The following is a 12,096-nucleotide window of genomic DNA, read 5'->3' as shown; positions in this document are numbered from 1 at the left end:
CGATTTCGTCGTCCCACCTCCGCACAGTTGAGTAGGGCTGTAAAAGCTGATGAAATCAGCGTAGTAGAGCCCACTCAACCACTGCGTCTTGCTTGACAATCCAAAAACAATTAAGAGGCTAGGACTTTTGTCCCAGCCTCTTTTTGTTCGATTTCCTACAGCTACAAGTCTTAAAGATACATGTAAATTATAATAAAATATCCTACTAGATAGCGAAGGAAAACCAACTAGCATGACCGAGTCATATGAGGAGCTCTTGTCTCTTGGAGACAACTATCCTCAAGGACAAGTTGAAGTCCTCAACATCTATGGCAATACAGGTAAAGAGAGTGATGAGCGCGTGACCAATCTATCCAGTCAATCCCTAGCCTGTCTGCTTAAAGGTCATGTCAAATCCTACCAAGAAAAGGAAATCACAGGTCCTAACGGCCAACACAGTAAACTCCATGAAACAGGCTTGGTTGATAAGCCTCTAATTGCTTTCTTGTGGGGGAAGTGAGTTGATAAGAATACAAAAAATTCTAGTAGAGGCTGTCTACTAGATTTTTTTAATACAATGATTGAGTTGGCAAAGAAGAGAAGTAAAAGAACGAATCCAATTTCATCTGACATTTCATGTAAAGAATGTTAAAATAAAGATAAGATAATATAACCGTTTACATTAATTGAGTAACGTTATACATATATTCAGAAAATAGATTTTTCCACTCGCTTGTCTTTCTTTTGTTAGCTTTAGATTACAGGAGGTAGAGCTATGAAAAAGAAAATCTATCGCATTCTATTCTTGATTCCCTTGCTGCTATCAGTTTTGGTTTTGAGCGGTTGCAAGGTGATGATGCCTAGTGATTACATAAAAATTAAGCGAATCATCATCGAAGATTGTAATAAAGTGGGTCTTCATGGCAAAGTTACCATCACTGACTTACATTGGACTCCACTAGAAAGTCCAACTTACTACGTATCTTATACCTATTCTGAGAACACCTACGATGGGCAAACAATAAAATTGGAAGAGAATAATAGGGCTATTCCTGAAAATAGGTCATCTGATTCTTATGACAGTATTCAATTTTTACACTATAAGGAATCTTTTTTGGAGCAGAAATCTGTCCAAAAAGTTGAGAAGAAAATTGAAAAACAATTGAAGAAACAAAAACTCGGTATCCCTATTGACTTTTTTAGTTTTCTACCTAACTTCAGTCATGATGAAAAGGAGAAAATATTGGATACTATTGCCTCCGAAAATCTTAAGGAAGGTAAGAAGGACTTTGCTGGTTATTATCAAATTCCATACCAAACCTTGATTGATCAAGAGTTGGTTTATATGACTATTTTTATTGATGATAATGCATCAGTCAAAGAACAAGATATGAAAGATGCGGCTAAAAAGTTAGATGCTAGTGATCTTCCGAATGGTAAATATAATTTCTTTTATTCCAATACCAAGGATGAGAATCATGATTCAATCAGTTATTCTTTTAAAGTAAAAGATGGGAAAGTCGTCTTTTATGAGGATGAGAATCTAGTACTAGAAGATGAAGAGCAAAAGTGAGGGGTTGAAGAAATAACTATGTTGAGGAATTAGAAGTTACTCTGATGTTTTGTTTGAACGGGAATATAAGGAAAATATCCATTTTTGCTATTTCTTCTTGACACCGGCTAGATGGGCTTATATAATGTTACAAACAAGTTTGGAGGTAGCTGATGATCCATAAGCATGAAATACCTATTTTAGAGTTTGACGACAACCCACAGGCAGTCATTATGCCGACTCATGAGGGGCTTGATGTGCACTTGCCTGAAAAATGCGTTATGCTTTCTTAGAGGATGAGATTGATCGCTTTGCGAAAGTTGTCGGAGCCAAACAAGTAGCTAGCTTTGTCTCAGCTACCAAGACCTATCCAGTTTATGTCATGGAGTACCAAGGAGAGGATATCTGCTTGGCCCAAGCACCAGTTGGATCTGCAGCTGCTGCCCAATTCATGGATTGGTTGATTGGCTATGGGGCGAAGAAGATTATCTCAGCAGGTAGCTGTGGCGTCTTGGTGGATATGGAAGAAAATACCTTTTTAATCCCGACTAAGGCTTTGCCAGATGAGGGAGCTAGTTACCATTATGTTGCGCCTTCTAGGTATATAGAAGTGGATCATCGAGCACTGACTGCCATTGAAACAGTTCTAAGACAAGCGTCCATTCCTTATCAAGAGGTCATGACTTGGTCGACTGACGGCTTTTATAGAGAAACGCCTGACAAGGTGGCCTATCGCATTGAAGAAGGGTGTAGTGTTGTGGAGATGGAGTGTGCCTCACTTGCAGCAGTAGCCCAGCTTCGTAATGCAGTTTGGGGCTTGCTCCTATTTACCGCAGATACTCTTGCAGACCTGGAAAATTATGACCAGCGTGACTGGGGTTCAGAAGCTTTTGGTGAGGCCTTGGTGCTCTGCTTAGATATCATTGTTCAGATGTAATCTTAATTCGATAGAAAAAAGAGCATGATTGTATGGCCATGCTCTTTTTATGTCTCGATTTTTATTTCAAAATATCCCAGAGTTCTTGGGCAGTATCAGCTATAAAATCAGGATTTTCTGCCAAAAGGGTTTCGTTTGTCCCAAATCCCCAGGTAACAGCCAAGGTCTTGATACCAACTGTTTTTCCGCCAATCATGTCAAACTTGGTATCGCCAACAATGACAGACTGGTCCTTATTTGCATTATTTTCAGTAATAGCACGCTGCAAGACGTCAGCTTTGTGGAAAGCAGCAGGTGTGGCTCCATAGATGCCGTCAAAAAACTCAGTGATGCCAAGGTACTCACACATTTCCAGAGCGGTAGGCTCATTTTTGGAAGTCGTGATATAGATTTTCTTATTTGGATTTTGACTCAGCTTTTCGAGGACTTCTCTTATACCGTCGTAGAGGTGGGCTTCAAACTGTCCTTTAGTGCCGTAGTAATCACGATAAAGTTGAACAGCTTGTTCAGCACCATCTTCGCTAATTTCTTCTTTAAAAGTAACCTCTAGGGGAGGACCCATGAAGCTTCGAATTTTTTGGTCGCTAGGAACAGGTAGGCTCAGTCTCTCAAAGGTTTGGACAAAACCATTGTGGATGCCCTCGGAACTATCTATAAGAGTACCATCAAGGTCGAAGAAAATGTGTGTAAATATCATATGATTCTCCAATACAATGTTGTTTGTTTATTATATCACGATAGGATGTCATAGTAAGTTTTGAGCCAATCGTTATTCCAAGCTGGACATGACTTTTTTACGTGTAATCGTACGTTCTTGCTTATTTCCGAGTGCCTTTATACGAGCTTCAAGAAGAATTGGACGTCCTTGTACACTTCGAGTATAAATCAGATCATACTTACCAACGCTCTTTTGAATACGGTCAAGAAATACGGTTGCATCATCCTTTCGTTTTTCAAACATACTTGGCACAGCAAAATATTCAGTCTGATCTGCGACTTTGCGACTAGCTTTTAAGATATAACGTTGATTTTCAATAGGGGCGAAAAATTCAGTAATAGCTTGAGCAAAAATTTCTTTCTCTCTCATGCTTGCACCCTTGAGATAAATGGCGTTATATAAGGCTTGTTTACTATCTCTTACTACTCTAGGGGCAGACTCTTGAGTCTCAATCTGACCCACATCGAGCAAGGCTTGATGAATAGCTTTTCCGAATATTTCCAAACGCTTATAGGGGCTTTTATAGATGGCATATCTTCCCCAAACGAAAGCAAGTGCAATAATGGCAAGTAGAAGAATTGTAAGATTAAAGTTTGACAGTGTTCCACCAATCAGATATTTGCCAATGTCAAAGATAGTATAGGTTACGACGATTGCTTGAAATAGTAGGAGTGCTTTCTTCCAATCATTAAGGTAAGCCATGGGTAAAAAGTGTTTGTCGACGTCAACCTCATTAGCAACTTCCATTTCTTCGTAAAGGGGCAAGGCTTCTTGCCAACGATCTTTTAGTTCCTGTCTATTCTGAGATTGCCATACGGTGTTTTGATTGAGTTTGTCCAAGCTTTTCTGGTTGAATTTGAGATTATTAAGCCCCAGTCGCTCCATGCCAGACTCGATCGTCTGATCATGATAATGAAGGCCTAGAAATTGCTTCATGCGACGATTTAACAAGTCTAAGTCAGGACTAAACTCATATAATTGAAGCTCGTTAATCTCAGCATCCTTTTCCTCAACGGTTTGACTTTCATACCATTTTCGAGGAGACAAATTAATAGACACCAAATGCCAGATATTACTGGTTTTATCAGGATTATCTGGCCATACACGGATGGCACGTCCTCGCATCTGATTACTTAGCATGAAGCTTCCAACAAAACTAGCTAAAATAAGGGAGTTAACACAAGGGGCATCCCAACCTTCGCCCAATAAAGACTTGGTCCCAATAATCACCTGAATATGTCCTTCTTGGAAAAGTTGGGTAAGGGCAGTCACTAGATTATGGTGAGAACCAGAAACACTCACCTTAAGATAGTCTTCTTGGCTCACCTGTCCAATAATATCATAGGATAAACGAGAATCAGGAATGAGTCGCTCTAGATGTTCTTTAGCTGAAGTTGGAATAATCACTAAACTTCCTGTCAATACAGCCACAGGCACCGTCCAAGACTGTTCAATCATTTCTCTACGAATAGATTCAAAGTAAGAGAGCACACCTAGTTGGGTAAATTGTGCACTGTTATCGCCTAGATGAATTTGAAAATCCTTACGTATAAAGTCTGTCAAAACAAGTTGACGGAGATTATTTTCTAGAGACTGGTATTCTGCCTTAAAAATATCTCTAACAGCATTGAGTTTTCCCAATGATTGATTAAGCAGGACATCTTGCTTCTTATTCCGGATAAGTTTAACTTGATTTCTCTCGATAAGACCATTTGCTTTCAAATCACTTTTCAATTGGTTAAAGGCTTCCTCGGTAAATCCAAACCATTTTGGAACCTGAAAAATAACGCCATTAAGCAAGGTTTCAAACCAGTCAAGCGTAAAAGTTGGCAAGGTTTTTGCAGAGAGAAGTTCTTGAAAACGTTGAGGAAAAGGCAATTTTTTAGACCGTAAGAAAATCAGGGTAGCGGAAAGGTATTTAGGATTAGCCAATAGGTCATCATCGCCAATTTGGCCACTTAGTGCTGGGCTAGACTGAATAGTGTTCGAAAAGTTTATGTCTGTAGACAATTTAGTTAGAAAGTTAAGTTTCTGCTTTTCAAATTGGTCCAATTGTTCGCGTTCTTCCTTTGTTGGAAAGGCGAAGTAGACATAGTCCTGGTGAGGACAGAGCGTCCCTTCCTTAACAAGTTCAGGCACTGTAATTTCTTCATCAATCTCACCACACATGCTAATATAACGTTCCCAAAGTGCAGGTTCTCCCTCGTATGGGGGGGTTGCTGTCAAAGAGATCATCTTTATATTTGGAAAAGCTTTTTGAAAACTCTCTAAACTCTTCCACCATTCATTTCTTAAATGATGGCATTCATCCAGACAAAGAGTCCCTAAATCTTGGTCCCCAAAAGTTTTTCGAATATCGAAACCTTGAAAATCGAAATGCTCTTGTTGAGACTCATCATCTGTGTCCTCAATAAGACTATCTCCCACGACTTGGTTCATAGCACTGTGCAGTGCCTGATAGGTCGCAACCGTAATCATTTTAGGCTTTTTTAAATCCTGTGAAATGAGTTGTTCTACTAGATTGTCATCACTTAAAAAAGCTTGTTTAATCCGATCTACCCATTGTTGACGGATGGTAACTGTCGGAACTAAAATTAAAGTTGGATTACCAAAACGCTGTATAAATTCAATTCCTAAGGTTGTTTTACCAGAACCAGGAGCAGCCACCAAGTGAATCTTCCCATCATTCATAAAGCTTTCGGCTTTATCGAGAACACGCTGTTGGTACTGTCGCCATTGTCCCTTAAATGAAAGCTGATTTAACATAATTTCCCTCCAATGTTACTTATCATTATAACATAGATTAATTTTCCCAAATATTGCTCTACCTATGGAACATTCAAAACAATCTATTATTAAAATCAGTAATATTACAGAATCAACTATTCTTTGCTTAAACTAACAAGTAGTGATTGACATTAAAGAAGTTTTAAGATAACTTTAAAGTAACGATTTAATCCGATCTTATCGAGGAGTTGCCATGAAAAAAATAAATCTTCTTTATCTATTAGCCATTCTGGCCATCATATCTGGTCTTTTACTATATTACTTGCCAGACATGACGTCTGGATATAATGCAGAGTCAAATAATACAAGTCAAACTTTTAAGGAGAAGATGATTGTTCATGATTTTGGTACGACAGAGTTGAAAAAAGTTCCTAAACGTATTGTTATCCTCGACAACCTCTATGGTGAAATCTTGAATCCTTTAGATATCACTCCTGTAGGTGCAACAACTGGTCAAGCTGATAGTCAAGAATTTTCAACCCTCTTTAAGAAACAATACAAGGATGCCAAGGTGGTTTCAGTTGGTTGGCAGGGGAGTCCAGATTTGGATAAGATTGCTGAGTTAAAACCTGATTTAATCCTTATGACCGGCGAGCAGGAAGACCTCTACGAGGAGCTGTCTGAAATTGCACCAACTGTTGGCTACCAGATCAACACTGATGAAAACTGGGACTATCACGAAACCTCATTAAAGGTAGCAGAAATCTTCGACAAACGTGATGAGATGAAGAAGGACCTGGATAGAGTGGATGCTAGGGAGGCCGTGTTCGCAGAGAATGTCAAATCTAAGTTTGGCAATCAAAAACTTATGTATTTGCGCGTGACAGACAATGACATCCGTTATTACGCTTACGGGCATTTTGGTTATCTTTATGATACTTATCATTTCAATCGTGCTGAAACCTTCAATCCAGATGATATGTTCCAAGTTATCGATCCAGATAAACTAAAAGACATTAATCCGGACCTCCTGATTATTCAAGCAGATTCTCAAGAACTCCTAGATAACAAACTTAAAAATAACCCTGTCTGGAGTAGCTTAAAGTCAGTTCAAAATAACAAGGTAATTTATGCTGATTACTCAACCTACATGCTGGGTTTTGGGATTGTCTCCCAAGAGGCCATAATGAAACAGATCTCTGATGAATGGGGATTAAATTAAACTAAAAACGACCGTGATGGTCGTTTTTTCTATGTTCAAAAGTAGTCTAACTGATAAACAAGCGTCGAATATGTTTCCTCAAGGCAAAATAGAGCTGAATGGTCATGGGAATCCAAATCAAGGGCTCGCATAGGATAACGCCAAGGTAGCCCATAGAAGGAATAACCAAAAGAACAAAGAGAATTTTTCCAAAAAGCTCAATGAAACTAGAGGTTAAGGGTGTGAGTTTTTTACCTAGGCCTTGGAGACTATTTCTAAAAATAAAGAGCATCCCCAAAATAGGATAAAAGAGAGAACTGATACGGAGGTAGCGACTGGCGTTGTCAATAATCACAGCATTTTCAGAACCAGAGATAAGACCAGCCAAGAAGGGGCTTGCTATATAGAGAAGGGCACAAGCAATGACAGACCAAGTGATAGAAACAAGGCTAGATTGCTTTAAACCAGCGACAATGCGTTTAAACTGTTTGGCCCCGAAATTCTGAGAGGTAAAGGTGGTCACCCCAGCCGCAAGTGAGGTCAAAGGGAGAACAGCGAAGGACATAATGCGTCTTGCCGCGACTTGGGCACTGATGATAAGAGGTCCAAAGCCGTTAATGGCATATTGTAAGGTCACAGTCCCAATCGAAACAATAGAATTCATGAGTCCCATGGCCATCCCTTGTCCAAAAAGGGCCAAATAAAGGCTTGAATCAAGAACAAAGTCTGACTTGCTTGGTAGAAGGAAGGTCACTTTTTTCTTAATATAGTAAAGACAGAGGATAGCTGAAAGTCCCTGTGAGATAATTGTCGCTAAGCCTGCTGATTGAACACCAAGATGAAGTTGTGTAATAAAGAAAAGGTCTAAAACGATATTGACTAGAGCTGAAAAAATCAGAAAATAGAGGGCGGTAAGACTATCCCCAACAGCCCTTAAAAGCCCGGCGCAAAGATTATATCCTAAGCTTACCCCAACACAAGACACAATCATAGAAATATACTGGTAGGACTGCCCAATAATAGAAGAAGGCGTTCCTAAAAATCTAAGCAAAGGATAGAGACCAAAATGCCCTAGAATCATAACCAAGGCACTTAAGCCTAAACCAATCACAACGGTGGCCGCCACAGACTGACGAAGTTTCCTAAAGTCTTTGGCACCATAATAACGTGCAATAACAACGCCCATACCATTTCCAACGCCAAGAGCAAAGCCGATAACCAAATCAAAAATAGCAGAAGAAGCTCCTACAGCAGCCAAGGCATCTGGACCTAGAAAACGACCCACAATCATGACATCAGCAGTATTGTAGAGTTGCTGGAAAATATTGGATATCAAAATTGGTAGAGCAAAGATTAAAAGAGACCGCAAAATAGGGCCTCGTAAAAGATCAACTGACGAATTTTTCATAGAACTATTATAACAAGATTGTAATTGTGAAACAATGACAAAAAGCCATCCTAAGATGACTTTCGCCTATTTTTTAGATAGCGGCCGAGTATTTGTGTCATATGATTGTAACCCGCCGCGATCATTGGAATTTGTAAGTAAATATAAGGTAGGGTGTACTGGCTCTTAGTCTCTGATATGAGGTGAAAGAGAATGCCACCGAAGAGATAGAGGAAGGCATAGAGGCCTAGTGTTGCTCCATCTCCCATTCGTTTATAAGTGAAAGCATAGTAGAACACACCACCAAGATATAGGACTAGGAGATAGCCTTGCATATAGGTCACAAAAAAGAGATGCAGGGTCCCATCGTGATAGATAGAGGTCGCAAACCTATTCCACAAAGGCTGAAACTTGTCTTTACTTGGACCGTTCCAGATGGACTGGAAGCTTCCCTCCGTCCAGGAGCTGATAAACTTGGTTCTGAAAAACCAACTGGCCTCATCGGGATGTGCTAGGAGGTATTGAACACGCTTATCAAAAAGATGATTGGCGCTTTTTTCAATCTTTTCGATATTGCCCTTTTTCTTAGCATAAATGTCACGGACATAACCGGTATACCATCCTGGCATTCGTTTAGAATCAGGTTGGTCCTGTAAGCCCATGGCCAGCCAAGCAATCTGAGGCGTTCCAGGAATTTTTTGATGAGTGGTAATCTCATAGTAACTGGTTGTCGCCTTATGCAAGCTCATCGGAAAGGCAAAGAAAGCCAAAACCAAAAGTAAATAGCGGTAACGTTTCTCTCTGAGAGTCATTAGTATCAAAATACCAGATAATGCAATAATGAGAATAATATTATTGCTTCTTACCCAGTAAGCCAATGATAGCATGACCACCGAAAAAATCGCATTCCTAGCCTTACCACGTTTTAAGTAACGTAGAAAGAAGAGAATGGCAAAACTAGAAAAGAACAAACCATACATAAGTCCATAGGCAAACATAATGTTAAAAACTAGAGGCAAGAAACCGAAGCTCATGATGACAGCCAAACGACTGACTAACGGTTTCGTAAACAGTTCATCCGTGATTTTCCATGTCGCATAGTTCATACCAATGACCATGCCAAGATTCAATGCATAGAAAACCGAGATGACCGGCAAAGGAATCAGATAGAGAACCAGGCGTTCAAAACTAAGCAATCCCAACTGATGAGGATAGCGGTAGAAGTAGGCTCCTGGTTTAATTAAGGAGAAGTTGCCAGCATTAAACTGGACCGCCCCTTTAAAGACAGTACCTGCATCGTCTCGACCAGCAAAACTCGTCAGAAAAATCAAAAGTAGGCCAAAACTCACAAAGCAAACGGAAAAAAAGATGAAAATCTGTTTTGTTGTCAGTTCCTTTAAGATTTTGCGCCAGAGAAGTGTCAAAAGCAGAATGACACCACCTGAAACATAAACATACCAAGGAACGCTACTAATCTCTGCCCACTCAAAGTATCCGGTCATCATGGTCGTGCGAATGAGTAAAGCAGTCACAAATAATAGGCCGAAGACTAATAGCCCCACGTAGCGACCTAGCCATTCTAAAACAGAACTCGTATTTGACATAAGAGCCTTCATACTGAAAGTCTCCTTTAATATAGGTAATTACCCTTATAGTTTAGCACAGTCGTCGGAAAAATGTAATGAAAACTAGAAGAAAATATCATTCATTTCTGAAACTTACCTACTTAGTTTACGACATAGAAAAACTCTCTTGTATCAGCAACAAGAGAGTTTGATTTTATAAAGTAGTTTACTTCATCCGCATGCTATCGATTTTTTCTTCAGTTGGTGTGACACGTAAGGTCTTTTGTCCCGTATAAGTTACAAATCCAGGCTTACCAGCCGTTGGTTTGTTGAGTTTCTTAACATCAATCATATCCACTTGAACCAAGTTTGATAGACGAGCCTTAGAATAGTAGGCTGCCAATTCAGCCGCATCGGTCTTGACCTCGTCAGTTGGGTTAAGATTGTCCTTGATAACTACGTGACTACCTGGGATATCCTTGGCGTGGAACCAGAGCTCCCCTTTTTTAGCCATCTTGAAGGTCAACTCCTCATTTTGCAGGTTGTTACGACCAACCATGATAATGGTCTTGCCATCAGAAGCTAAATACTGTTCAGGTTTCTTACGTTTGTGGCGTTTGTCAGTTGAACGACGCTTCATAAACCCAGCCTGAACAAGCTCCTCACGAATATCCTCGATTTCATCCATATTGGCTTGAGAAAGACTGAATTCAACACTTTCTAAATAATCAATGGTCTGTTTGGTTTCCTCAATCAAACCAGTCAAGTGCTTAACAGCCTCCTTGAGCTTCTGGTATTTCTTGAAGTAACGTTGAGCATTTTGGTTAGGAGTCAGAGCCACATTTAGAGGAATGGTAATCTTTTCACCAGTGTAGTAGTTGTCTAACTCGACACTATCCTTGTCATTTGGCACCATGCTGAGGTAGGTGGTCAAAAGTTCCCCTTTTTGACGGAACTCCTCAGCATTTTCAGTCGCCGCAAGCTCTTTTTCCTGTTTAACAAGTTTCTTCTTGTTTTTTTCCAGCTCATTTTGCACACGATGGATCAAATCACTAGCCTGTTGAGCCACACGGTCACGCGCCGCCTTGTCCAAATAGTAGTAATCCAAAAGGGCAGACAAGGTTTCAAACTTAGGTTGGTCCTGACTATCAGAGAATCTTACAGCTGAAAATGCTTTTGCCGTTAAGTTTGGCTCTACTTCACGATTGAAGAAGGCACGGAAATTCTTAAGCTTATCAGTCTCAAGTAAAGCTGATAATTCATTGGCCGTGTCACGCCCCAAACCTTGGAAAAGTTTTTGAAGGTTTTTAGCTGACAAATCCTCCGTCTGCAAGATTTCAAAGAGCTTTTCGTCTGGAATATCGAAAGGATTCTTGGCATCCGTCTTTGGTGGGGCAATATAGGTTGACCCCGGTAGAATCGTACGATAGCTATTTTGTGAAAAACCAACATGCTTGATAGACTCGATGATTTTGCTCTCGTTTTTATCAATCAGGATAATATTGGAGTGTTTCCCCATGATTTCCATAACAAGAGTAACCTTGACGCTGTCACCGATTTCGTTTTTGTTTGATACAGAAATCTCAAGGACACGGTCATTTTCCAACTGTTGGATATCCTCGATAACCGCTCCCTGAAGGTATTTCCTCATAATCATGGTATAGGTGTTTGGATTCTGCGGATTTGGCAAGTCAGCCTTGGTCGTCTGAATACGCCCAAAGACAGGGTGAGCCGAAAGCAGAAGCTTGTAATTCTGACGATTGTTACGGATGGTCAGGACCAACTCACGCTCAAAAGGCTGATTAACCTTTTGGATACGCCCGAAAAGCACCTGTTCCCGCAACTCAGTCGTCATATGATGAAGAAAAAAGCCGTCAAAAGACATGGTGTACTTCCTTTCATGTTAGTGTTAATAATTATTTTTTTAGTTGTGACAAAGCATAAAACGCCTATTCATTATAGCATAAAGCCTCTAGAAATGCTTGGGGAGGGGAGAGAAAAGTTATATAGAGAAAAAGAAGTAAGAACCC

Annotated in this window: 8 protein-coding genes and 1 pseudogene; 4 read left to right on the top strand and 5 right to left on the bottom strand. The window is 40.0% G+C overall.

Annotated elements, in window-relative coordinates:
- Positions 1–199: 199 nt before the first annotated feature.
- From ACWPVZ_RS07590 to ACWPVZ_RS07580, 3 genes and pseudogenes are all read left to right on the top strand, one after another.
- The gene (locus ACWPVZ_RS07590; RefSeq protein ID WP_454381924.1) at positions 200–499 is read left to right on the top strand and encodes an alpha/beta hydrolase; all 300 of its coding nucleotides are present in this window, start codon (positions 200–202) and stop codon (positions 497–499) included.
- Between the two features lie 255 nt (positions 500–754).
- Positions 755–1,552, top strand: coding sequence for a hypothetical protein (locus tag ACWPVZ_RS07585; RefSeq protein ID WP_454381708.1), 798 nt, complete (start codon positions 755–757; stop codon positions 1,550–1,552).
- A 152-nt stretch (positions 1,553–1,704) separates the two neighbouring features.
- A pseudogene (locus ACWPVZ_RS07580) lies at positions 1,705–2,468 on the top strand (nucleoside phosphorylase).
- A gap of 61 nt (positions 2,469–2,529) precedes the next feature.
- Here ACWPVZ_RS07580 and ACWPVZ_RS07575 read toward each other — a convergent pair.
- Together ACWPVZ_RS07575 and ACWPVZ_RS07570 are read right to left on the bottom strand one after the other, a co-directional pair.
- Positions 2,530–3,165, bottom strand: coding sequence for an HAD hydrolase-like protein (locus ACWPVZ_RS07575; RefSeq protein WP_454381706.1), 636 nt, complete (start codon positions 3,163–3,165; stop codon positions 2,530–2,532).
- A gap of 72 nt (positions 3,166–3,237) precedes the next feature.
- A complete protein-coding gene (locus ACWPVZ_RS07570) occupies positions 3,238–5,952 on the bottom strand; it encodes a DEAD/DEAH box helicase family protein (RefSeq protein ID WP_454381704.1) in 2,715 nt (904 codons plus the stop codon).
- A 214-nt stretch (positions 5,953–6,166) separates the two neighbouring features.
- On the opposite strand from ACWPVZ_RS07570, the gene ACWPVZ_RS07565 reads away from it, so the two are divergent.
- Positions 6,167–7,135 (top strand): ABC transporter substrate-binding protein, encoded by a 969-nt coding sequence (locus ACWPVZ_RS07565; RefSeq protein WP_454381702.1) that lies wholly within the window; start codon positions 6,167–6,169, stop codon positions 7,133–7,135.
- A 46-nt stretch (positions 7,136–7,181) separates the two neighbouring features.
- Here the strand turns inward: ACWPVZ_RS07565 and ACWPVZ_RS07560 are convergent, their stop codons facing one another.
- The 3 genes from ACWPVZ_RS07560 to ACWPVZ_RS07550 form a co-directional block, all read right to left on the bottom strand.
- Positions 7,182–8,522 carry an MATE family efflux transporter gene (locus tag ACWPVZ_RS07560; RefSeq protein WP_454381700.1) on the bottom strand — a complete coding sequence of 447 codons (1,341 nt, stop codon included), beginning with the start codon at positions 8,520–8,522 and terminating at the stop codon, positions 7,182–7,184.
- Between the two features lie 50 nt (positions 8,523–8,572).
- A complete protein-coding gene (locus ACWPVZ_RS07555) occupies positions 8,573–10,117 on the bottom strand; it encodes a hypothetical protein (protein WP_454381698.1) in 1,545 nt (514 codons plus the stop codon).
- A 175-nt stretch (positions 10,118–10,292) separates the two neighbouring features.
- On the bottom strand, positions 10,293–11,951 hold the full coding sequence (locus tag ACWPVZ_RS07550) for an Rqc2 family fibronectin-binding protein (protein WP_454381696.1): 1,659 nt from the start codon (positions 11,949–11,951) through the stop codon (positions 10,293–10,295).
- Between the last annotated feature and the right edge of the window lie 145 nt (positions 11,952–12,096).

It is taken from the genome of Streptococcus sp. Marseille-Q6379 (genome assembly GCF_965119505.1).
The sequence above is the reverse complement of the archived record's forward strand: the minus strand, read 5'-3'. Positions and strand labels throughout refer to the sequence as shown.